The 24,946-nt window shown below is 32.6% G+C and carries 24 protein-coding genes; 22 read left to right on the top strand and 2 right to left on the bottom strand.

Annotated elements, in window-relative coordinates; genetic code table 11:
- Positions 1-8 precede the first annotated feature (8 nt).
- Positions 9-923 carry a hypothetical protein gene (locus tag GXM17_RS16215; RefSeq protein ID WP_163400394.1) on the top strand — a complete coding sequence of 305 codons (915 nt, stop codon included), beginning with the start codon at positions 9-11 and terminating at the stop codon, positions 921-923.
- Positions 924-925: 2 nt separating this feature from the next.
- Complete coding sequence (locus GXM17_RS16210) at positions 926-1,318, top strand: hypothetical protein (protein ID WP_163400392.1); 393 nt, start codon at positions 926-928, stop codon at positions 1,316-1,318.
- 114 nt (positions 1,319-1,432) lie between these two features.
- On the opposite strand, the gene GXM17_RS16205 is transcribed toward GXM17_RS16210, so the two are convergent.
- Positions 1,433-3,892, bottom strand: coding sequence for an AAA family ATPase (locus tag GXM17_RS16205; protein WP_163400390.1), 2,460 nt, complete (start codon positions 3,890-3,892; stop codon positions 1,433-1,435).
- A gap of 7 nt (positions 3,893-3,899) precedes the next feature.
- The gene (locus tag GXM17_RS16200) at positions 3,900-4,952 is read right to left on the bottom strand and encodes a PKD domain-containing protein (RefSeq protein WP_163400388.1); all 1,053 of its coding nucleotides are present in this window, start codon (positions 4,950-4,952) and stop codon (positions 3,900-3,902) included.
- A 303-nt stretch (positions 4,953-5,255) separates the two neighbouring features.
- On the opposite strand from GXM17_RS16200, the gene GXM17_RS16195 reads away from it, so the two are divergent.
- The 20 genes from GXM17_RS16195 (at position 5,256) to GXM17_RS16100 (ending at position 24,478) form a co-directional block, all read left to right on the top strand.
- Complete coding sequence (locus GXM17_RS16195; protein WP_163400386.1) at positions 5,256-5,897, top strand: C40 family peptidase; 642 nt, start codon at positions 5,256-5,258, stop codon at positions 5,895-5,897.
- A gap of 1 nt (position 5,898) precedes the next feature.
- Positions 5,899-6,825 (top strand): type VI secretion system baseplate subunit TssG, encoded by a 927-nt coding sequence (locus GXM17_RS16190; RefSeq protein ID WP_244307419.1) that lies wholly within the window; start codon positions 5,899-5,901, stop codon positions 6,823-6,825.
- Positions 6,826-6,827: 2 nt separating this feature from the next.
- Positions 6,828-7,781 (top strand): TssN family type VI secretion system protein, encoded by a 954-nt coding sequence (locus GXM17_RS16185; RefSeq protein ID WP_163400382.1) that lies wholly within the window; start codon positions 6,828-6,830, stop codon positions 7,779-7,781.
- 21 nt (positions 7,782-7,802) lie between these two features.
- Positions 7,803-8,870 (top strand): LysM peptidoglycan-binding domain-containing protein, encoded by a 1,068-nt coding sequence (locus tag GXM17_RS16180; protein WP_163400380.1) that lies wholly within the window; start codon positions 7,803-7,805, stop codon positions 8,868-8,870.
- A gap of 48 nt (positions 8,871-8,918) precedes the next feature.
- Positions 8,919-9,416, top strand: coding sequence for a DUF4280 domain-containing protein (locus GXM17_RS16175; RefSeq protein WP_163400379.1), 498 nt, complete (start codon positions 8,919-8,921; stop codon positions 9,414-9,416).
- A gap of 31 nt (positions 9,417-9,447) precedes the next feature.
- Positions 9,448-12,222, top strand: a complete 2,775-nt coding sequence (locus tag GXM17_RS16170) for a M23 family metallopeptidase (RefSeq protein WP_163400377.1) — start codon at positions 9,448-9,450, stop codon at positions 12,220-12,222.
- 11 nt (positions 12,223-12,233) lie between these two features.
- Positions 12,234-13,025 carry a hypothetical protein gene (locus GXM17_RS16165; protein ID WP_163400375.1) on the top strand — a complete coding sequence of 264 codons (792 nt, stop codon included), beginning with the start codon at positions 12,234-12,236 and terminating at the stop codon, positions 13,023-13,025.
- A 325-nt stretch (positions 13,026-13,350) separates the two neighbouring features.
- The gene (locus GXM17_RS16160) at positions 13,351-14,511 is read left to right on the top strand and encodes a tetratricopeptide repeat protein (RefSeq protein ID WP_163400373.1); all 1,161 of its coding nucleotides are present in this window, start codon (positions 13,351-13,353) and stop codon (positions 14,509-14,511) included.
- 30 nt (positions 14,512-14,541) lie between these two features.
- Positions 14,542-15,711 (top strand): hypothetical protein, encoded by a 1,170-nt coding sequence (locus GXM17_RS16155; protein WP_163400371.1) that lies wholly within the window; start codon positions 14,542-14,544, stop codon positions 15,709-15,711.
- A gap of 21 nt (positions 15,712-15,732) precedes the next feature.
- Entirely contained in the window at positions 15,733-16,245 is a 513-nt protein-coding gene (gene tssO / locus GXM17_RS16150) for a type VI secretion system TssO (RefSeq protein WP_031457441.1), read from the top strand.
- Positions 16,246-16,297: 52 nt separating this feature from the next.
- Positions 16,298-16,747, top strand: coding sequence for a hypothetical protein (locus GXM17_RS16145; RefSeq protein WP_208796457.1), 450 nt, complete (start codon positions 16,298-16,300; stop codon positions 16,745-16,747).
- 21 nt (positions 16,748-16,768) lie between these two features.
- Complete coding sequence (locus tag GXM17_RS16140; RefSeq protein WP_163400369.1) at positions 16,769-18,148, top strand: DUF5458 family protein; 1,380 nt, start codon at positions 16,769-16,771, stop codon at positions 18,146-18,148.
- A gap of 96 nt (positions 18,149-18,244) precedes the next feature.
- A complete protein-coding gene (locus GXM17_RS16135; protein ID WP_163400368.1) occupies positions 18,245-18,772 on the top strand; it encodes a hypothetical protein in 528 nt (175 codons plus the stop codon).
- Between the two features lie 83 nt (positions 18,773-18,855).
- A complete protein-coding gene (locus GXM17_RS16130; RefSeq protein ID WP_163400366.1) occupies positions 18,856-19,569 on the top strand; it encodes a hypothetical protein in 714 nt (237 codons plus the stop codon).
- Between the two features lie 12 nt (positions 19,570-19,581).
- Positions 19,582-20,013, top strand: coding sequence for a GPW/gp25 family protein (locus GXM17_RS16125; protein WP_163400364.1), 432 nt, complete (start codon positions 19,582-19,584; stop codon positions 20,011-20,013).
- Positions 20,014-20,119: 106 nt separating this feature from the next.
- Complete coding sequence (tssD, locus tag GXM17_RS16120; protein WP_110345063.1) at positions 20,120-20,506, top strand: type VI secretion system tube protein TssD; 387 nt, start codon at positions 20,120-20,122, stop codon at positions 20,504-20,506.
- Positions 20,507-20,635: 129 nt separating this feature from the next.
- A complete protein-coding gene (tssD, locus tag GXM17_RS16115) occupies positions 20,636-21,031 on the top strand; it encodes a type VI secretion system tube protein TssD (protein ID WP_163400363.1) in 396 nt (131 codons plus the stop codon).
- A gap of 28 nt (positions 21,032-21,059) precedes the next feature.
- The gene (locus GXM17_RS16110) at positions 21,060-22,862 is read left to right on the top strand and encodes a type VI secretion system Vgr family protein (RefSeq protein ID WP_163400361.1); all 1,803 of its coding nucleotides are present in this window, start codon (positions 21,060-21,062) and stop codon (positions 22,860-22,862) included.
- 3 nt (positions 22,863-22,865) lie between these two features.
- Entirely contained in the window at positions 22,866-24,134 is a 1,269-nt protein-coding gene (locus GXM17_RS16105) for a hypothetical protein (RefSeq protein WP_163400359.1), read from the top strand.
- 2 nt (positions 24,135-24,136) lie between these two features.
- A complete protein-coding gene (locus tag GXM17_RS16100; RefSeq protein WP_163400357.1) occupies positions 24,137-24,478 on the top strand; it encodes a hypothetical protein in 342 nt (113 codons plus the stop codon).
- The last annotated feature ends 468 nt before the right edge of the window (positions 24,479-24,946 follow it).

Below are 24,946 nucleotides of genomic sequence, written 5' to 3'. Positions count from 1 at the left end.
TGTAAAAGATGAAAAAGTATATATACAGTATCATGGTACTGCTTTTAGCAATCGGCAATGTACAGGCTCAGGCACCCAATTGGTCGGTTAACGAAAATAATTTTCAGTACACCATGACGTTTGTCGGCTTTTTGAATGTTGACGGTACTACGCTTGCAAGTGCAAATGATAAAGTGGCAGCCTTTGTCGGAAATGAGTGCAGGGGAGTGGCAAATCTGACCTATGTGGCAAGTCAGAACAAGTACTTCGCCTACCTGACCGTTTTTTCGAATCAGAACAATGAGACTATTAGTTTTAAGATTTACAATTCGGCAAAAAACGAAATTAAAAACGTAGAGAAGACTAAAAATTTCATTACAAACGAAAACTACGGCAACCTCTTTCAGGCATACAGTTTTGCAAGTCCGGCTCTAAGTACAGAGGCTGGTCTCCTCAATATAAGTTTTAAAAATGTACAGAACAAGGATATTGCCATAGAGGGGAATACAATTACGGTATATCTGGATGCCGGACAGGATCTCACAGCCTTAAACACAGTATTTCAGTTAAGCCCGGGGGCAGGCATCTATATGGGGACTGTAAAGCAGGAGTCTGGTGCAAATACAATCAGCTATACTAATCCGGTACAGTTTCAGGTGTTGTCCGCAGATCAGTCGGTATTGAAGCAATGGACAGTAACAGTCAAAAAAGGCTCCGGAAATGTGGTTTATTATAAAAAAGACGCAGTCTGTTATGAAGGGGGGGCAATCAAGCTGCTGCATTCAAAAGAAGGTGAGTCGGTACGCCTGATGACGGGCACACTGGCTTTGTCAACACAAACTATCGCAAACGGACAGGTAGTGTTCAACAATTTAAACGAAGGAACGTATAAGGTAGTAGTGGACGGAGATGTAAAAGAAATTGTTATTAATCTAAAAAAATAATCATGAAGAGTAAACTAGCTGTTTTTTTAACAATCGTTTTGGCAGTATTTTCAGGTTGTTCCCAGGACGATGAACCCGAAAACATCATTACAGCAGAAATAGCCTATGTACATAAAAACGGTTTTCCGGTTTCAACGGGCGAATGCATCAATCCGGATGCTGAATATGCAATAGCAATAACGGCAAAATTCAGTAATAAAAGAGGTTCTCAAAAACCGCAAGCGGTTAGATATACCATCAACGGAGTTGAGCATGTGATGACTTTTTCACAAGATGGTACGCAATTGCTCCCTGTAGAATTGGTAAACGGGGTAAACGAGGCGCAAATCGTAGGCACAAATTACAAAGCACAGGTTTCGTTTTTCTCACATGACGATTTTGAGCTGGTGCGATAATGCTTTTAATTATACTTGAGGAATTAAAAAAAATGGGCTGTATGGCCCATTTTTTATTGAAAATAGAGATACCGATTGCCTCCAAAGTGTTAAGAGGTCTAAAAATTGAAAAACTTATAAATTGGTTTCAAAAACATTTTCTCTTATCCATTTTATTTCAGTATTTTCAACTACAACAATCATTTTATCACCATCTTTTACTTCCCCGGAAATTATTTTCTTAGCCAAAGGTCTTCGTAAATGACTTCTGATGATACTTTTTATAGGTCTTGCCCCGTATTTTGCATTATATCCGTTTTGGGCAAGATAAAGTTTGGTTTCCATCGGAATTTCAACTTCGATTTTCATATTTTGAAGCAAATCTGAAAATTCTTTTTTAAGATGGATTTCGAATATTTTTAAAGCATTTTCTTTGCTGATAGGGGCAAAAGGTACAATTTCTGTCAAGCGTCCTAAAAACTCGGGTCTGAAAAAATTGGACATAATTTCCATTAAAGAGGTTGAGCTTGGAATCTGGCCGTTATTGAATGTTTCTACAATGTGATCTGCTCCAATATTTGAGGTAAAAAGAATAATGGCGTTGGAGAAATCTCCCTCTTTTCCTAATCTGTCATGTAATTTTCCTTCGTCCATGATTTGAAGGAAAACATCATACACAGAAGTATGCGCTTTTTCAATTTCATCAAACAATACAATTGAATACGGTTTCTGTCTTATTTTATTCACCAGCAGTCCACCTTCTTCATAACCTACATATCCCGGAGGCGCTCCGTAGAGCAATGCTGCAGAATGTTCTTCTTTAAATTCAGACATATCAAATCGGATAATGGCATTTTCATCCTGAAAAAGAAACTCCGCCAGACTTTTAGCTAACTCTGTTTTTCCTGTTCCAGTAGGTCCTAAGAAAAAGAACGAGGCAATAGGCTGTCCTGCTTTGCTTAGTCCTGATCTTGATTCTAAAATTGATCCTGCAACTGTTGCAATACAATGATCCTGACCAATTACCCTGCGGTTTAAAACATCTTCAATAGTATTCAGTTTTTGCTTTTCCTCTTCTTTGAGTTTTCCTGCGGGGATACCAGTTTTTTGAGCAATTATAAGTGATAAGTCAAAAGCTTCGATATGAATTCGTTTGTCCAAAGCTCTTTCTTCAAGGGTATTGATGAGAGTTTCTATATGTTTAAGGAGGGTTTCAGAAGTACCAAAGCTTTGAGGCTCATTTTCATCATCTGCAATCATTAAAAATGTTGTTTTATTGATTAAATCAGAAAGAAACCAATGATATTCTTTTAGTAATCGATCCTCAGACAAGCTATTGTCATTCTGCTTTAAAAGTGATAATTTATCCAAAAGAGACTGTTTTTCCTTTAAATAAGTTTCACCGGATGTTTTTAAAACTGACATAGTATGATCAATAAGATTGATTGCAGATTCCGGTAAGCTTTTTTCTTTTAAATACCTTCTGGATAAACGGATTGATTCTGTAATGGTTTCATTGTCAATTTGTATTTTATGATGCTCCTGATACGGTTTTATCGATTCCCGAATCATTCGGAATAGCGTTTCATCATTTGATTCTTCTAATTTTACTATTTCGAACATCCCTGAAAGTCCTTGCTCTTTTTCAATTGTTTTGGAATATTGATCAATTGTTGAAGTCGCAATGATGTTTAATCCTTTTGCTAATTCACCTTTGAGTACATTAGAAACACCGGAATCCCCTCCATTTTTATCAAGCAAAGCATAAATTTCCTCTATAATTAATATCGCTTTGGGAAATTGTTTCAATTCCTGAATACAATTTTTTAAGCGATCTTCGATTTCGCCTTTGTAGGATGCACCCGCAATTAAGGTTGATAAATCCAGTTCAAAAAGCTGAACTTTATTTAAAACTTCAGGAATCTGATTGGTAATTACATTTTGAACAAGTGAATCGATTAATACTGATTTACCGACGCCTCTGTCGCCAATTAATAAAACGTTAGGTTTAGAAAATCGGCAAAGAATTTCCTTTATCGTATTCAACTCTGTTTCACGGCCAATAGCCAGAATTCTTTTGTTCTTTTTTTCAAGGTTTTTATGAATGCAATATTTACTTAAAAAGCCTTTTTTTATTTCTTTTTGAGGAATGTTAACTTCAGAAGGAGTAATTGCAATATTTTCTAATAATTCGTTTCGGGAAATTGGGTAGGTCTTCATTTGATCAAAATTAAAACCAACCCCTGGAGAACTTAAGGCTACTAAGATTGCGTAAATGCTAATTTCATCCTCGTTCAGAATGGTACTCACCGATTCTGCTTCTTTAATGATTTCATCAATCAGATCATTGGGTTCTGCATCCGAAATATTTATAGTTTTTGGCTCATCTTCCATACGAACCTCTGCCCATTCATCAAGATAATAAACATCCTTGCCCATAGCCTCAAGACGTTTTAGCAAAGATAGATCTCTGTTAAGAATGGCTTTTAACAAATGTGATGCCGAGTAAAATTTATTTGAATTGTTTTTAGCAATTTTTTTAGCGATTTCAAATGCACTAAGTAATTCTGTACTGAAAATATTTTTTTCTTCCATCCTTATTTTAATCTTTAGACCAGATCAGGTATTTTTTTACTTTATAACTAATGTTCAATCCCTTAATACAATTGTTTTGTTTGTCCTTATTAAGACGAATTGATTCAATTTTTATTTTTTTTCCTTTGATAGCCGCACATAGTTGTGAGAAAGTAAGTAAATCAGTATCATTTTTTACAATTGGAATCTCTAAATCATCACATAAATATTCAGAGAAATCATCTTTTACTTTACTGCCTTCAGCGACTTTCTTAAGTAGGATTTCAAATTGATCTTCAGATATTTTAGGAGCTTTTTTAATTGATATAATGCTGTCTTTTTGAGTTTTAGTTTTAGGAGCTACAGGTACATACTGCAGCATATCTTCAAGAGGATCCTTTTTTGCAGCGCCTCTGGGTAATGAAAAAGCTTCTGCTTTTTTTTCGAACTCGTAAGAAGTTATATCGAGAGGATTTGTTTTTTTTATTACTCGGGGGTGTACGTAGATAATCTTTTTTGCTACTGTACCAAAGTTTCCGTTTACAATAAGAGTAACTGTTTTTTCACCAGGAGTCGAAAAAGTATAAACCGGATTTGCAGAGGTATCATCAATTCCTTTGTTTTCTCCAAAAGCCCATTCCCAGGTTTTAGCGTCTTCAGATTCTGAATTGAAATATGTAGGCTGGCCGGCAGTAATAATTTTTGAGACGATAATTTTTGGTGTCCCTATTTTATCAGTTATGTATTTATCCTTAATTGTAATTTCTTTATTATGAATGCATTCCCCGTTTATGGTTAAGGTAATCAAGTATTTTCCAGGTTTTTTATAAACGTGAAATGTATGTTTTCTTACATCAGTTTCAGATCCGTCACCAAAATCCCATTTCCATGATTTTGCATTTGGTGTCTTATCAAAAAACTCAATCGATTCTTCGATTCCTGGGTTTTCTGCCAAAACATAAAATCGTACATCTTCACAATCCACATGATTAAAAAGCTGAATTAAAAAAGCTATAATTCCAATTAATAGAAGGATTACAAAGAAAAATATAACCCTGATATCGATATTTTTTTTGTTCATGTTTTTCTAAAGGATAATATATTAAGTAAGATATTTTTTATAAACTTGCTGGCAAAAGTAGTTTTTATTATTTTAAAAAAGTAAAATAATTAGTATAAATTTTTATAAAAATTATTACAATTCTTACAGAATAATTTCTTAGGTTTGCGACCTCAATAATTTATAAAAGTAATTTTTTATAAAAAAACATAGAAACTGATAAATACCACCTCCAGTCAGTTTTTGATCCAAAACATCAATAAGTTAAAGATGATTTCGTCATTGCCATAATATGGAAATGGCAAAACAATAAGTATTTTTTTTATGAATAAAACAATTGTATTAGTACTCGCAATACTGTTAGGTATAGGCTGTGGTAGTAAGAAATATATTTCTCAGGTTCCTTTTAAATATGATTATTCTTTAGAAGCACTCAAAAAGCAGGCTAATATGGATGAATCAGGTTTAAGCAATAAGACAGTTGTAAATGATAATTCAGAAAATTTAAGTGATGCCGTTTTAGCTTTAAAAGAAAAATATTCTATAGTGATGGGCATAATACCAAACAAGATTACAAATTACAAATTATATTCATACATAGATCCCTGGATTAATACACCTTACAAAGAAAAAAGTTTTTCGGACAAAGGAATTGACTGTTCTTATTTTGTTCAGTCCTTGTATAGTGAAGTGTATAAAGTTACACTTCCTAAAGATCCTGCCGGAATGTGGAAATCAAAATTGATCCAGATTTTTACGGGACGAAGTTTTTTAGCAGAAGGAGATTTGGTTTTTTTTAGATACGATAAAGATCATCCTATTTCAGATGTTGGTTTGTACTTACATAATGACAGGATTTTGGCCTGTACAAACAAAGGATTGGCAATTTATAATTTTAATGATGAATATTTTCAGTTGAGATACATAGGAGCAGGAAGAATCAATGAAGACACAAAGAAAAAATAACATGAATCTTGAAGACCTTGTTGGGCAGATAGAGAATATTTCAGACGATATTAGGGCTGAAGTAATTGCTAATGAACTTCTGCAAAATACTTCTCTTGTTCAGGATGAAATTATGATTTCTAATCAGGGACAGTTTTCGAGAGCTTACAGAAGTGATGTTTTAGGAGCTTCGATTAAAGATGATAATTATGATAAACGTGAATACCTCAATATACTGTTGTCAAGAGATAGTATTTATGATACGCTGCCGGAGGGATATATACATAGTTTAAAAGAAAACTATACTGATAAATCTGTTCAGCAGATGATCAGGGAGCATAAGCATCAAAAAAAACAGGAAGCTGAAGCACGGAACTTTTTTAGTCCTTTTGAGAATGAAATTTTTCATTACAAAACTAAAATAGAAAGTGTTGAAAGAGATTTTTTGTACAAACTTAATTCAGGTAAATCATTAGAGTTTTTCTATGATTTTTGGGGACTTCCTCATATTTATCCGGCAGTTTTGGTGGCTAAGTTTATTAGGCTTTTGCCATACGCATACAAAATTGTTGGAGATATAGATTTAGCCTGTAAATGTTTATCAACAATAATAGATGAAAAAGTAACTTTTGAAACTACAACATCTAAAGAATTAAGTGAAGAAAGAGAACAGATAGTATTGGGTGAAAACAGATTAGGAGTAGATTTTATCAGCGGAAAAGAATATACGGATTATTCTATGAATGTAACCATAGAAATAGGCCCAATAGTGAATAAGCCTTTTCATAATTATATAAACGAAGGAGATATAAAAAAGTTTATAGACTGTTTTTGCGAACACTTTTTTCCAATGGAAGTTGAAGTCAAAATAGTCTTATTGATAAACCACGAAACAGAAAAGTTTAATTTTAATAATGAGCCTGTGTTGGGCTTTACAACACGACTTTAAAAATGGTAAAAAAGCATTTAGGAGCACTAATTGATGTAAGGCTCATTGTATTTTTGGTTGTAATTATAGCCGTTAGTGTTTTACTTACAATGGTATTTAGTGATAAAGTAAAAGAATTTGCAGTAAAATATAAAAAGAAATTTTATATCTACGTTTTCTCCGCAATACTTATTTATGCCCTTGTTGGATTTTTAGGGTACAACAAATTATTTACTGAAGTATCAGATGAATTTCTTTTTTATCAGATAGCTTCTTTATTATTCGGGACGCTTCATGTTTATTTATACCGCATTTATTTTAATGAGTTTAATCAGAAGCTGGTTGCTAGTGAATTGCTGTTTTCGTGTTTGATAATGCTTTATTCAAGTGTATTATTTATCATAATTTATACAGCATTGAGCGGTATTGGACTAACTTTTTTGATGTGTTCGCATTTTCTTGTATTTATAGTTCCTACAGGAATTTACGCAGTGTTTAATTATATGATGCAGATACCTCCAAAAGAATATGTTACATGGAAAATTCCGGAAAGAGAAAACCCTTTTCCGGTTGTTGAAAATGTAGAAATGAAAGATCTTTTACTGATTACTTTATTAATTCAAAAAGATGATGATAGCGAAACGTACACGTCCATTAGATCAAAAGGACCTGTGAGAATTGATTTTGGAGCCTTATTTTATCATACGGTTACGGGATATAATAAACACAATGCTGAGAGTAAAATACAATTGAAACATAATGGACAAAATTGCAACTGGGTATTTTTTCTACAGCCAAAATGGTATCAGCCAGCCAGATATGTAGATGCAAAATATACATTGGGAATGAATGGTATAACAGAGAACTCGGTTATTATCTGTAAAAGACAAAAAGAAAAAAAGGTTGAAATAAGTAAAAAAGATAAGTCAAAGGATCCGGATTTTGTATATGGTGCAAAAGCAGAAATGAATCAATAAAATTTAAATCTACCTGAACGAATGTATTATATAGAAGAATCACAGATACCCGCATATAATAAAATCCGGACTTATAAAATAAAAAAGGGTGATACACTGGAAAGTGTCGCTGCTGAATTAGGCTATGAGGCGCAAGAACTCAGGCGGTATCATAATATGTATTGTGATATTTCAGATTTGATAGAAGCGGATTTTAACAGGCATCTGGAGTTTTTGATTTTGTCACCACCCAAAAGTGAAGATGAAGAAGTTAAAAAAAAGCCTCAAAAAGTTAGTTTAGGAGAAAACTATAAGCTGCCTATTTTGCCAAAACAAATCGACGAAAGTTATAAAGTGAAATACACTTATGAAGTTGGAGAAGAGATTGATGTCACAGAAATGAAGATAAGCGTAAGATGGTTAGCTACTGATAAAAATAAATACCATCTTTTTGAAATTAACAGAGCACCAGATATTTATATAAACGGTAAAATACCGGATACACTAATGGATGGATTGGCAGCTAAAACAGCTGAAGTTTTGTATCCGTTAAAAATTGTTGTTGATGAATTTGGTAAATGGATTGATCTTCATAATCATGCTGAAATTGAAAGCCGTTGGGGAAAAATTAAAATTGAAATTTTAGATTATTATGAAGGAAAAGTAGTTGAAAAGTATATAGAGCATGTCGAATCTACACTTGAGAGTTCAGAGAGATTATTGAGTTCACTTCGTTCAGATTATTTTTTGAGGGCTTTTTTTAATGGTATTCATGTAGGTTATACAGCTGATTATGGATTTGAGAAAGATTTGTCATTTCCTTTACAAAAAGAAACAGAATCAGTATTTAGAGTGCAACATAAAATGGCTCCAAATTTAGATGACACGGGTCACATTAGAATAGAGCAAAAAGGGAATTATACAGATTCGGGGTTTGGTTTTTTATATGGAAACGCTCATTTGAAAGTGAATTATAATGCTGTTTACTTTCTAAATTCGGATACTTATAGTATAGAGAAAATGAATCTGGAATGCAATATTGAGAACGCTCAACCTGTAAGAACAACGATTGAAATTGAGCTTTTGAAAATAGAAAAAGGAACAAAGTAATTAGAAATTAAGTTGAGTAATTTTTTTACAACTAAATAAGATAAGGTTATGAGTGCAAAACATGTAGTGGTACAAGGAGCGACCGTAAAATGTAAGTTTAGTGTAGAACCCAAGTTAGATAAACTTAAGGTAAAAACGCATAGTAAGCATTATGCGAATGACAAAGATGCTGCAAATAAACTCATAGCCACAGATAAAGAAATCGGTCAGACCTTAGAGAAAAACACTTTTGGTAAATGTAAAATGCAGCCTAACGGAAGTGGTGATTACCTGCCATGTCAGGCAGTGATTACTAAATGGAGCGGTTTTTATGAAAAAGTCACCTTGTCTAATAAAGGAAAAATATTACTGGAAGACAGCAAAGCTACCTGTCCTATTGGAGGGGCTGATTGCATCACTGTTGACAAACACGGACAAAAAGCAGAAGTGAGTAAACAGAATGTAAAGAATGCCAAACCCGAAGTCCAAAAGCAAATAAACCCGATGGTAGATATAGAAGAACTATTTCAAAGGAAGCATACAGACGAAGGAATACAATATAGCTAAAAATAAATTCATTATTTCTAAAAGAATAGAAATGGCAAAAGGTGTAAAAAAAATAAAGGAATCAGAAACAAGCAATGTTCTTGAAAATCATACTTCAAGAGATAATAACATTATATGCATAAAACCTAACAAAATGGTAAATTTTAATGTTAGCGAATGGTATGAGGACACTACGCCCGAAGACAAACAACGAAATATTACATGGTTGTGGCAAAATCAAAAGAAAACTGAAGTTATAAAAACAACAGTAAAACGAGCCAATACCCCTTTTGGAGTTTCTATTCCTAAAAAACTATGTGGGAGTTATGCGTACTACTTAGAAGCCAGTTTATATGGCAGACATGATCCTGGAAAAACAGGACTTCATGTATATGGAAAATGCGACAAAAAAATAACATCCTCCTCCTGGAGTAAAACAAAAGGAGTAGCTGATAATAGTGAAATAAGTTATGGCCATAACTTATTTATTACATTAAATACGGAAGGCGTAAATGGGGATATCCTTTCCATAGAATTATATAGTGAAAAAAATCCTCAATGCATCCAAACAAAAAATGAGAAATGTATTGATGGTAAAATAGTGGATGTGAAATTTTCCACTTTTGGGTATAATTTTTTTATCTCCGGAGTAAATACACTCCTATCAGGTCAAAATTCTGAGTCAGAAAAATTCTATATAAAAGTAAAAGACATAACAGATGAATATCTTACAAATGCTAGCGGTAGCGACAGAATACTCTTTTTTTTCATAGCAAACAAGGTGGTACAACCCATAATTGAAGTACCAACTAATACAGCCCCTTTAACAATTGATACAACACCAGTAGAGGAAATAGTAAGAACAGAAGGCATTATTAGTGCCTATTTTGCTAAAGAAGAATTTTCTTTGGAAACTTCAGAGGCTGTGGGTAAGCATGAATACATTTTTAAAACTAAAAATGTTCCTATCGACAAAGATAAGGCAGCAAAAATCATCAAACAACGAGTAGATGCACAAGTAAAAGCAGATAAAAAATATTCCAAACTTGATGATATTAAAAATGCATTGACTGAAAATAATTATGATATTGGGGACCCTGTTTCTTTTGATTTGTACAAGTTAGGAGCAAACTATATAAAAATAAATAATGCTCCACTAGAAGAGGAAGTATATGTCGTTGCAAAAACATTTTTGCTGGATGGGAAAGAAGTTTCTATTACAATAAAAGAAAAAGAAACCATTATAGTAGATGCAGATACAGCTGTACCAGTTTTAGAAGCCAAAGAAGACGGGGCAGAACTTACAACACTAAAAGCAACTGTTGAAAACGGTATAGCAAAGGTAAATGTAAAACTACGCCCAAAAGATGATGAAGATTTAAAAACATGGAAAGAAAAACTGCTTAAAGGAAAAAAAGAAGAAGCTTATACCTATACATTTAAAAATGACACTGCAATTACAGTTGACAACAAAAAGCAATTTGCAGCAATAATACTAAAAAACGCAAAAGAAGGAAAACAAGGCAATACCAAGATAGCAGCCGGAAAAACAGCCTTTGTAGACGATGTAGAAAAAGCTTTAGAAAACAAAACTTACAAGGGTGGTGATCCTATTACTTTCGATACCTATAAAACACAAACCGAAAGTTTATGGTTAAAAGCCGAATGCTTGGGTGATACTGTAAAACACGAAGGGGAATTTTTGAAAAGGGATGGGGAGTATTTTACTATAAAAAAAGCGCATGAAATTATATTTCCGTTATTGGTTAAATCAGAAAACGATACGGGAAATAAATGGGGAAAAGGTTTTTATTGGGCAGCTAACCAAGCGGCTAATCAAGCAACATTTAATTCTAATCGGGGAGGAGGGACAAGAAAACATGCTGGAAGAGATTTATATACGAATCCAGAAGAACCAGTGGTTGCAATTTGCAAGGGAGAGGTTTTAGAAGTTAAATCTTTTTATGCTCAAACTAATCAGGTAACTATTTTACACGAAACAAATGATGGGAGAAAATTTATCATTAGATATGGTGAATTGGCTCCAAATAGTATAACTGTTAAGAAAGGTGATAGTGTAATTCAAAAACAACAAATTGGAGTAACTGGACATCTAGTGGGTATAACAGTTATAACTGGAGAGACAATATATATGTTGCATTTTGAGCATTATACTGGAGATAAAGGATATGACTTATCAATCCCCTTATCAACTGATGATAAACCATTTATGAGAAGAATCGATTTAGTAGACTCTGTTACTATTTTGCAAGAAGGATTTAGAAATACTTTTGGAGAAAATGCTGTACAACAATTGTTTACGATAAACCACGCAAAAGAAGCTCTAATTGAGCTGTACAATAAATATAAAAATCAATCATGGAACTGGAAATGGGAAGGATCTGAGAAAGAAATTGTAGTGTCAGGTAAAGATATATTAATAATTGTTGAAAAAATGTATAGATTGGAAACATTTCATTTTACATCAGAACAATATGAGTATTGTGGGACAGGGGGTATGGAGTCTTTTGGAAGTGCTCCATACTATGGATGGGATTCAAGTCTATTTACAAAACAACCATTAGGAATTTGGAGTGCTTTTGAAGGGAAAGGGTTGAGTGGTAAAGGAGGAAATGAACAAGTCACAACTAAACAAAAAGAATTTGTTAAACTCCCATCTGTTATAGTAGGAATGGAATATAAAATAAAATATATTATAAAGTATGAAGGGAATTATGCAAGATGGTATAATACGAATGCTGATAAACAAGAAAAATATATAGAGTCACTAAAAGGAGTTAAAGCAAAAATTATTGAATCATTATGAATGTAAGATGTATGGTAAAGAATATATTGTTGGTTATTATATTGGTAACTAATTTGTCTTGTAAAAAAAATGATATAGATAAAATTGACAAAAAGTCTGTAAGTGAGTTGAAATCTATTCAGAATATCGATACAATAAAGCAAGAAATTAATCAAAAGACAGAACCGATAATTGTAGATTGTTCTAAAGTCTTAGTTGATTTAATTAAAAAATCAAATGTTAAAAATGCTTTTAAGGATGAATTGAAAGTTGAAATTGAAAGTCAGAATTCTATAAATATGAAATTAAGATTATTTGTTGAAGACGGGAACAGTACAGTGGGATGGATAAATTTTGATGCTGAAAACAAAAGGCTTTTGGATTTTACTAACGACATTGAAAATCCTGAAAGACTAAATTTTGACAAAGTAGTATGGAATGAAATTATAGATTGTTTTTTTAATAAGAATAAAAGTTACTACATACATGATGAAAAAGAATCATCTATTCATAAAAATTGTGAGACATCAATTATTGAAATGGGCGTAATTAAAGAATGCACAATAGTAAATAGTACTATTGAAAAAGTTTACTTTAACATGATTAAAAATGCAGAAATTGATAAATCTGAATATTTGTTAAAATCGATTCCTAAAAAAAATCAGATTATTAAAATTAGAAAAGATGGACTTATTAATATTGAATATAAAATAAATTCAAATAAACTTGATATCGAGTTTAATTATGAAGGCGGAGTTAACTCTATTAAACTAGAACAAATAAAAGAAAATGTGAAAATTACTATTATTCATAGTGCTGATTGATTAGGTAAACCTTGTAGATTCATATTGATTGAAAACGTGAGATTCTGTTTCACCCGATAGCGCGAATTTGTAATCCATGTTATAAAGTAAATTGACAAAGTAAAAGTGAAAACAAAAAGAGAGATAGAAACTGAATAACCTTGATGATTAAAATAGGCATGATTGCAATTTGGGCTATTTGATACACGATTTTTTGTAAATAATAAGGATGAATTTTGTGAAATAAATTATTTTTTTAAGATTAAACTTGTTTAATTAAAATAATTAACCCAAAAAATCTTTAAATAATATATGTTAACTATAAGTAATTTTAATAAAAAATATAATGAAATTTAAATTAGGAATCTTTTTTTTAGCTCTGGCTTTGAGTAATAATGTAAGCGCACAAAACATATCTGTACAGGTATTGTCAGCAGTCGAAAAAGATAAAGTGATTAGTAATGCAGAAGTAATGATTCAGAGAAATGGTGAATCATCAACAAAGAGTCTGACAAACAATCAGGGCAGAACCACAATTAATAGTGGATTTCCGGATGATTCAAACACATTATTAATTATCAAAAAAGACAATTATTCGAGTTTAGTGGTAAAATGTCCATGCAACGATATGACGTATGCATTGAGTCCGTACATGAAAAATCTGGACGGGATGAGAATCGTGCTGAACTGGGGAAAATATCCCTCTGATTTAGATTCACATCTTACTTTTCCCGGAAATCATATCTTTTTTCAACGAAAGGAAGGAAGTCTGGCAAATCTGGACGTAGATGATACTGATAGCTACGGACCGGAAACGATAACAATTGAAAACAAAAGATTTGGAGAAACCTATCATTATTTTGTTCACGATTTCAGCAATAAGGATAATCTCAACTCAAATGAACTATCAGCCAGTGATGCAAAAGTCTTTGTATATGTAGGACAGTCGTTGGTAAAAACCTATTACATGCCTAAAAACAAGACAGGTAACGTTTGGAACTTATTCAAAATAAATGAAAATGGAGAAATTATAGATATCAATACCGTCATTTCTAAAACTACTCAGGATGTTGGCATCAATTACGGTGATAATGATGTCGAAGAACAAGTTTACGTCTCCAATGAAGATAAGAAAAGAGCGATGCAGTTAAACAGAAAAGGTGATCTGGCCTATCAAAATAAAGATATAAATACAGCTTTAGAATTTTACAAGCAAGCGATAGAATACTATCCAACATTTGGTCAGGCATACGGAAATTTAGGTTTGATGTATATCAAAAAAGGGTATAAGGCAGAAGCGATTTACGCAAACAGAAAAGCAATAACGTATGCTTCAGGTAATTCAATTAACACCACAAAAGCCAGTGCTTATTACAATATTGCTAAGATTTTTGAAAACGAAAATGATTTTGAAGAAGCACTAAACTACTACAAACTCGTCAAGGAATTAAAAGAAAATACAGTTTATGATAACGCCATTATTAGGGTTAAAGGAAAAATGCAGTAAAGGTTTGTTTAAAAGAAAAACATAAAATATATGATAGAAAAATTAAATCATTTTCCCGTAAACTGGATTGACGGGATGAAAATAAACAAAAGCCATTTCTTATCCATGCAGAACAATGTTTCTGAATTGGTAAATGATGCAATAGGGATTCATACCACACCCATGAGTTACGGTTTATTGGATTCCGGAAACCAAAATAAGGAGGCTACAAAAATCACACTCGGAATCGACAATCATAAATTACTTCGCGTTCGTGTAGAAGAATGTCATGCCATTACTCCAAACGGTTCAAGAATTGAAATCAGCAGGAGTAATACAGACACATTAGATCTTCAGGTTCCATATCCTGAGGATACTTATGAAATTAAAGATGGAGAACAATTGGTATTGTTGGCCTGTATATCAGTGAACTCGAAGAAAAGAATTCCGTTTGGAGAGCCAGATCCGGAAGAAGTTCCGCCAAGATATCCATACACGCAGCCCGAATATAAACTTCACTTAATCAAAGCAGAGGAATTTCGTTCCGGGATAGGTTACGGAGGTTTTTATCTGGCTATTGGTAAAGTTTTAATTGGTGATAACACAATCCTTGACGAAAATTATATTCCGCCATCGGTAACTGTTGCCTGCCATCCAAAACTGGTTGATATGCACGCACAGATTGCACGTACGTTTGGCCAGATCGAAATTTATTCGGTTCAGATTTCTCAAAAAATTAATCGTACTCAACAATCTGGAATTTTACCTCAGACGGTAATTCAGTTAACAGATACGACTAGTTATTATCTAGGAAGTTGTCTGACTCAGTTTCGTTGGTTTACCCTGCATCAGCATCCTGCAGCAATGCTGACTAACGTAGTTTCATTTGCAAGAGTCATCAAAAACTTTATTGATTCAAAATCAGGAGCAGGTAAAGAAGAGCTTCTTAATTATTTTGCAGAATGGTGTGATATATCACAGGGAGAGTTAGAAGTACTTTTTGCATCCCTTATTAATTCAGGATACGATCATGTGCATATTGATAAAACTGCAACGCTGGTCATGAACTTCCTTGTTAAGATTGAAAAGTTATACGAGACCTTAAACAAACTTGATTATATAGGTAAGAAGAAAGAAAATATCGAATTATTTGTTGCCGAAACAGATCAAAAAGATATTGTGCATACTTCTAAACGACACAGTTTCTTCATAAAAGATTAAAAACAATTACGAATAATAAATATGGAAGTATTAAATAAACAAGAACGCCAAAAAGCATTTATAGCTTTTTTAATAGCATTTATCCTGACTTTTTCAGTGATGTTAATTGCAGTATCCTTTAATTTTTATATGCCAAAAGCAGAAAATAAATTGCTTAAGGCAGAAAACGAAATGATGAAAAGGGAATACGATTACCAAACCAATTTTTCGGTAAAAATTGACAGTATCAGAATGACGATTGATTCAATCAATTCACCAAAAGTAGATAACGATTTTCAGCAGCGTCTGGCGAATGTTATGATTGCTAATATGTATCAGAAAATTCCAAAAGACACTACAGACAATAAAAAACTGTACAACAATATCATTCTCGCATACAAGAATATTATCGATTATAAAAAGCAGATCAGAAGTCTTACACATAACTCACATCTTATTGACAGTTTGAACCAGTCGGCAAAAACGTATAAAGAAGAATTAGAAAAAGTAAGCAGGGATTTGGATGTCTGCCGTCAGATTTATCAAAATCAATAAATAGAATTTAGAGTAAAAGAGTTAATAGAATAATCACTAAAAATTAAAAATTATGTTATCAAATTATGGAATTGGAGGTAATGAAGTAAAATTAGATGCTGATGAAGCAATCATTGCGATCCCTCAAAACAGAACACTTGTTGCTCAGAAATTAACGGTTGACGCACCTATTAAACCAGAGCTGGTTGAAGGAATTACAAGTATCGAAAAAGCATTCGAACACTTTAAACCGGAAGTAAAAGTAAACTTTGAAACTGCTGAAGGTGCAACAAAAGTTGAAGCTTTGAATTTTAAAAACCTGGGTGATTTTGGAATGAAAGGAATTACGTCACAAAGCAATTTTTTGTCTGAACTGGAAACTGAAAAAGATCAGTATCAAAAAATTATTCGTCAGTTAAAGTCTAACAAAATCCTGAAAGCGGCTTTAGAAGACGGAGACGCAAAAAAAGCTTTATTAGAAAGTCTTGGAACGCTTATTAATGAATTAAAAGAAAATAAATAAAAATTTTAAAAATACATAGAAATGTCAAATAAAGAAGCATATAAAAATAACGACGAGGATATCGCAGTATTAGAACCTAAAGTAATCGCAAAAGGTGGAGGTTCGATTGAAAAGAATATTGAAAAACTGGCTAAATACGGTGGTTTTGATTTATTGGAAATGTCAATTGAAGGAATTCAGAATCTTAATCCGGAGAGAAAAGCAAGAAGAAAAATTTTCCTTGGAGAAGTAAATAAAGCAAAAGAAAGAGAAACACTTTTAAAGACTTTAGAATTATGGTCTTCAGTTTTAAGCAGCAACGATGCTTTGACTGATATGGTGGCACAAAGTGAAGACAAAAGCAAAGAGTCTGAAGCATTGTTGAAAAAGAATCTTGCGAAAGCTGTTGAAGATACAAGGGAAATCGAAGCGGCTTACAGAACAGTTGCATTATTCTTTAAAAACACAGAAACAGATAAGGTAAAAAATGTTACAATCGTAAATGCTGATTTAGAGCAATTAAAAGATCTTGATAATACACGTTTTATCGATGCAATTCATGCTGAACTGGTAGATAATTACGATCGTTTAGATCTTAAAAACAACTACGGTATTTTGGTAATTCCAGGCTATTTAGGTTCAAATAAAGTAATCGAAAAATGGGCAAAAATTGCACATGAGAATAAAGTAATGCTGGTTACAGATTTTGAGCACCTTGATGAACCGGATGATGTAATGGAAATGTTTGATGCAGCTTCTTTAACAGGAGGAGATGTGTATCGTTCTAATGTAATCATGACTTGTAACTGGTTAGTAGGACGCGGCAGATTTGACCAGATTGGAGAAAACGAAGATTTGCACATAGCTCCTTCTGCAGCACTTGCCGGAAAAATTTATAAAACATTGATGTCTCAGGTTACAGCCGGTAAAAAATTCGGTGGTATCAATGAAGTTGACGGAGTAAAATTTGACTTAAAGAAAAGCGAAATCGCAAATCTTGAAAACTTAGGATTGGTTCCTATGGTAAATGAGTATGGAAAAGTAATGGCTTTCTCTGCCAAAACATTATTCAGCGGAGATAATTTAGGATTACAAACTTACTCAGTTGTTCGTGTCTTTGATTATGTAACCAAAGTATTAATGGATTTCCTAAACCGACGTGCTTTCGAAAACTTTACAGCAAAAACACGTAAAGAAATCATGAATCAGATTGTGGCTTTCCTTGACGGAATAACAGGTCCTGATAAATTGATCGAAAATTTTGAAATCCGCAGATTCGAGCAGGATCCGATCCAGAAAGACAGAATTTATATGGATATCCATATGAAACCTTATTTCCCTGCAAAAAACTTCCTTATCAAAATGGACGGACATAAAGGAGACGACGGAACTGAATGGGATACAGATTACGAACAAAAATAATAGTAATGCCTCTATAAAAAAGGGAACATATTTTTATGTTTCCTTTTTAAACAAAACATTGATCTTTTGAATGGTCAAACCAAATAATTCAAATTTATGAACCTACTTAAAATTTTGCCTGCAATCGTTGTATTGTTCTTAGCTTCCAATCCTGTTAAAGCTCAAAAACTACCTGTGTTAAGTGAAATAAACTGTCCTGTTACACAGAATGATTTATTGCTCGATGGTAAGCTTTTTGCAAGTGCGCCGCCAATTTTGTTAAGAGTTTTTAATGAAGATTCTGAATATGCTGTATTACAGTTAGGGAAAAGAAAAAGTAGTTTATATCTATACTTTAAAATATTCACAGATAATGTTTGTGTAAAACAGGAACAACCATTAGAACTTTATTTCAAAAATGGAGATATGTATATTTTAAAAAATTCATTTGCAGTAAATTGTGATGGCACAGCTGTTATGGAACTCTCGGGCGCTGATATAAAAAAGCTTAATGCCAATACCATTAATTCAATAAAATTTTACACCCTTAAAAAAGATTATGAGTTTAGTCCGAGTGCGGTCGATAATCAAAATCTAAAACATTATCTCAATTGTTTGAAAGTGTATAAGATTAGAAAAAAGTAGCATTAGTTTAAATTTCAAATAGTTTATAGATAAGCTGCCTTTTTTCAAATAAAATTAGTAACCATCTCATAAATAGCTAAAATATGCCATTCCCGGAATTAAATCTTTCATTAGGACTTACAGACAATAAAGGTTCTGTTTTTTATGCAGGCAGCGGAGAAGGAGATGTGGTTGTCAGAACCGATTCAGCTTTAAAGAAGCATACAATAAGCATCATAATTTCAGAGCAGGAAGTGGGAACTGTAAATCTCAAAACATTCTTTGAAAGTTCTGAAATCCCTGTAGAAATAGAGGTTCCAACGTATCAAATGATTGTAACTGATGATAAAACCAATGAGAAAGAAATATATAAAGTTACACGGGACACTTTTTTCTTTAAAGAGAAAACTACAAAAAAAGGAATCTGGAGCTTTTTTGGACTGAAATTTTTAGCGCCAAAGAATTTTCTTTTTGAAAATATACCTTTTGAACCTTTAAAAGAAGAAATAGAAGTTTTTGATATTTCGAAATACAGAAAATTAAATAACGAAGAACTGTGTTATACTTTTCAAAAAGAAAATCAAAACATTCAGCTTTTTGCAGGAGACATCAATACACTGAAAATTGAAAAAGGAACGAGCTATTTTATTGTTGTTGACGAAAATAAAGGCAAGCGTTTTATTGGTGATATTTTGTACCGTGAGAAATTTTTAAAACTTACACCCAAAGTAACACTTAGTATTATTAAAAGGAAAAAAGTTTCTAAAGCCATAGAAACAGGATATAACGGAAAAATGGACAGGGTAATTTATATTTAAATTGAGGAAAATATGAAAGGAGCTTTTTATAAACTGCCTATAGATTTTAATGCCATCATTCAGAAAAAAGAATTAGAAAAAACATCTATTGAACATTCCATAGCGCAACAGATAATTTTGCTGGCTACTACCACATTTGGCGAATGCAAATTTGATGAAACTTTTGGATCTAAAATATGGGAAATAGATTTTGATTTACTGATGAATGAAAACACACTGAAAGATATAATTTCCAAAACCATGAAGCAATCATTGCTTTTACATGAAGGCAGGATCAAACTAAATGATCTCAGAGTTGAATTGTCTGAAGAAATGTTTTTTGTAGACGATATGAGCAGAGCCAAAAAAAGAGTTGATATTATTATTGACGCTACAGTAAAGAGTACTAATAGAAATTTTGATTTTAAAGGATATTTTTTTGTTGGTCCATTATCATATAAATAAAATTAATAAAAAAGTAAATAAAATATTAATAAAATATTTTTTATTGTAAGAATTGTTTTTATATTTGCTGCATGAATAAATAAATTAATAATTAAAAATTTTTATTATGTCGTTTTTAACATCGTTGTCAGTAGCCGGAAAGGATTACAAAGTATTAAATGTGAGTTACGATTTAGCTCAGGAAACAGATGCTTCAGGGCGTCCATCTACAGTAACACGTGGAGGAAGAATTATGCTTGAAGTAGAATCTACAGGTAGTACTGAATTGTTTGAGTGGATGACCAATAATTTCGAAAGAAAAGATGGTTCTGTAAAATTCATCAAACGTGATTCTAATGCTACTTTAAAAGAGCTAAAGTTTACAGAGGCTTACATGGTTAAGTACAAAGAAAACTTTGATCATAACAGTGACACTCCTTTAACGGAAACTTTTATGATCTCAGCACGTAAAATTTCGATGGGCGGAGGAGAATTTGATAATGCATGGGTATAATCCTTTGGACTTTATCAAACTTTTTTAAGCTTGAAACTATTAAAGGAAGTCCTGCTATGGGACTTCCTTTTTTTGTTTAATCAGCACTAAATCTATTTCATATCTTTTAATAACCTAACAAATCTACACATGAGTTTTTTATCTAAATTAAATATAGACGGAGAAGAATACAATGTTCTTGAATTCAATGTAAACTTCAAACAAGAGATTGATAACACAAGTAAACCTACCGGAAACGCTAAAGGCGGAATTATAAAAATGGTAATCGAGGCTACTAAGGATACCAATTTTTTGAGTTGGATGCTAAATGGCGATTTAACAAAAGATGGTAAAATCACTTTTTACAGAAGGGATGCTATGAGTAAAATGAAAGAACTTACGTTTACGAAAGCATTTTGTATTGGTTATGACGAACAATTTACAAGTACTACAGAAGTACCAATGAAAATTACGATAGAATTAGCAGCTAAAGAATTGACTTTTGGTGATGCTAAATTTTCTAATAACTGGATTGCCTTAAGCTAATTGTAAAGAACCAATAAATAGTATTATTATGGGACATTTTTCAGAACAGGTACACATCAACATAGGCAGCTTTACCCAAAACGTGGTTTATCATAACTTAGAATTGTCACAAAAGATGGCCGATCACCATCATTTTTCTTTTGTTTGGCAATATACCGGCAAGGCGATCATCAATCCGGCAGATCAGGCAAAGGCAATCAGAAACTATCTTGGTGATGAGGTTATTTTTACCTTTAAAAGCCTTACGGGAATCCGTTTGATGAGCAAAGGAATCATAACAGAATTATCTTCTATAGATCTTCATGGCAGCGCCGAAGGATTGCATGTCAAAGGTATTAGCCACACTATCGTTCTGGATGATATGAAAAAATCAAGAACCTTCAAGCAAAGAAGGATGGATGATATCGTGCTGGATATTTTAGCAGAAGGTCCTGGAGAATTCTATGAAAGAGATGCTATAAAATCTACTTGCCTTCAGGAGTTCAACTACATGGCCCAGTACAATGAGACTAATTTTGATTTCTTAAAACGATTAGCGAAACGTTATGGTCAATGGTTCTATTTTGACGGAATGCGAATGCAGTTCGGACAGACCAAAACCAGTAAAATAAAACTCATCAACGGTTCTTCGCTGCATAATTTTAAAATACAGGCGAATATGGTTTCGCATAAGATTTCTTTGGGAGGTTATGATTACAATGGAGCATCCAGTATTCGTAATGCCTCAGCCAGGACTTCATCTGGAAGCAAAGACAGCTTTTCAGCAGTTATAGGACACAATCAGGGAACAGTTGCACAAAATGATTTGAATAACGGAGCTTTCACAACCAATGCCCAAAGCAGTGAAGAAATCGAAGAAATGGTCAGACTGCAAACCGCAGGAAGTGATGCCAATAGCGTATATTACAGCGGTACTTCTTATTTTCCGTTAGGACTAGGACAGGTTTTTAGCATCGTAAATCAAACCGTTGAGCATGAACTTATCGTTATTGAATCCCAACACCTCTCAGAGGTTCACGGAAATTACACCTGTCATTTCAAAGCCATCCCGGCTGATGTCGCAGCACCACATTATACAAACGTAAACGCATTTGCGAAAGCAGAAACACAGCCAGCCAAAGTAAAAGACAACGACGATCCTGAAGGATTGGGACGTGTAAAAGTAGAGTTTAACTGGGCAGGCGGAAACCATTCAAGCGAGTGGATTAGAATGATACAGCCACATTCAGGCTCGGGAAAAGGATTTTATTTTATTCCGGAAATAGGTGAAGAGGTTTTGGTAGGCTTTGAAGGGAGCAATGCCCAGAATACGTATGTTTTAGGAACACAATATAATGGAAGCGCTACCAGCGGTTATGCAGATGGTCAGAATAATGTAAAGGCGATTCATACGCGTTCGGGAATCAAATTTATTCTGAATGATGGTGATGGAAGTATTTTGATTGAAGATCCAAGCGGCAATACATGGAAGATGGATGGTCAGGGAAATATTGATGTTAATGCGCCAAAGAATTTTACAATAAATGCAGGTGGGGATATTTCTATGATAGCTGGTCAAAATATCAATTCATCAGCGGCTATGAATATTTGTGAAAGTGCTGGGGCTGATATTTTGAATAATGCATGTGCTATGATTTCTCAAAATGCAGTTGCTGATTATAGTTTATCTGCGGCAAATATTTTTGAAGAGGCTAAGGGTGAAAAAAAATCAAAGGCTAAAGATTTGATGGAGATTGGAAGTTCTAAAAGTTCTACTACTGAAAAAGAAACAAAATTTAATACCAAATCAATAATGAAAAGTAATTCAGGAGATCAATCTAATTTTAATTAAGTTATGGCAGGAGGAACTATTACTCGTGTGGCATCTGGAGGGTTTACTTCTCATAGTGAAACTTATTTAGAGAACTTTAATGAAATAACACATTCTGCAGGCTCGAAAGTAATTTACAATGCTGAGGAACAGCATTATGTGGATAATTGGGAAGAAATACCAGTTGGGAAGCATTTTGTAAAAGGCTGGTGGACTGATGATAAAGATAAACCAATAAAAAAAGCTTATATTGGTGATACAATTAGATTTCATTTAGAAACAAAAGATATAAAGGATGGTGAAGAAGTTAATTTTACAGTCTATGATTGGGATGGAATATTAAATCTTGATGATAAACTTAGTTTAATTATAAATGGCACTTCAAGTCCATATAATAAAATAACAATAAAAGGCAATAAAGGAATAATTGAATGGACAACAGGGAGCGGAACACAAAAATTAGTTGAAGAAGAAGGAGATGATGAAGTAGAATTATATGTAAGCTGTTCTTATAAGGGAGAAGTTATAGAGTTGCCTTATAATATGGATGATTATTTAGTTATTTTTGAGAAAGAAGTTTTAATTACCGTTATCATTGAATTGCCACATTCGTATTATACAATTTTTAATGACCCAGTAAGTGCATTAGGTATGGCAGGACATTCTGCTATGGCAATTGGACAGAGATACTTTGATTATGGTCCCAATAACACGCCTGGAACGTATTCAGAAAATGAATATGATGTTGATTTTAATAATGATGGTGATAGAAATGATAATGTATTTTTAGACCGTCCTAGTTATAAAAATTCTCCAGGACAACCTTGGTGGGGCACACATATTGCAAATAAAAAAAAAATAAAACCAGAACAAGTCACTTTAGATATGGCTCTTAAATATATTCAGTTATCGTGGAAAGATGTTCAAGATGTCCATGGAAATATAATACATTATGGTACTTATATTTATGGAGAAGTTCATAAAATAGAGTTTTATGTAAAAGAACATGAGGCAGATAAAATGTTAAAATGGTGGGAGGAGAGATATAAACACCTTAAAATTTACAGTGCATATCCTTGGAGAGGTGAACAATGTACGACTACGGTTAAAACAGCTATTCAACAAGCCTTTCCCTTTAATATAATTAGAGGAAATAATATCCCAGATACCACACAAAAACCTTCAGGATTGCTAGAAGATTTGCGAGCTTTTACTAGTACATCCAAAGAGCATTTAGGACAATTGGCGAAAGTCTCAGTAATAAAAAAAGAAGCGATAGATTTTAAGGGATAAAAATGAAAAAAATAATAATTCTAATGGGAATATTTTCACTTTTTGGGTGTAATAATAAAAAGTATTATCCCAATGATTCAAATTTTAAAGATATTGAAACAAATTTTTCAATAAAAGTAGACATTGCCAATAAGCTTTATGACGAAAATTTTGAAAAATTAATGAAAATGAAAATTAATGATGATTTTTTAAAGCATTATGATAAAGTAATTTATATTCAAGGAAAATCATATTATATCGGTTACGCCACTATTTTAGATAAAAGAGGAGTCGAAAATCCTCACTTAGCATATCTAGTAAAGATCGATTCTAAAACAGGAAGAATAGATGTTGTAAAAAAATAAATAGCTGAACAATGTACAACCGCGGTAAAAATTTCTATACAGGAAGCATTTCCTTTTGAATATTTTGGAGCTAGTAAAAATTATATTAGTGATGACACACAAAAACCATTGGTTTACTAAATGAATTAAAGAAATTTAAAAGTACTTCAAAGGATCATATAAATGAATCAGCAATAATTAAAATAGTGAAAAAGGAGGCTATAGATTTTCCTCCAAAACCATGAAATAGAAATGAAAAAAAGAATAACAATATTAGTGTATGGGAGCACTTTTATTTTTCATGATCTAACAAAAATAAAAGACAATAGATTTCTAACTTATGCACCAGATGGAGTATATGAAGTAGTATTGTATGATAATTAGATGAATTTAAAAAGAATATCGATTATAACATACTTCCCGGTAAGTGTAATATTGTAGAATAAGTTTTTATATGTATTAAAAGACAGAATCGTAGATAAAAAAAGC

This window comes from Flavobacterium fluviatile, from assembly GCF_010645065.1.
Taxonomy (GTDB): Bacteria; Bacteroidota; Bacteroidia; order Flavobacteriales; family Flavobacteriaceae; genus Flavobacterium; species Flavobacterium fluviatile.
The sequence above is the reverse complement of the archived record's forward strand: the minus strand, read 5'-3'. Positions and strand labels throughout refer to the sequence as shown.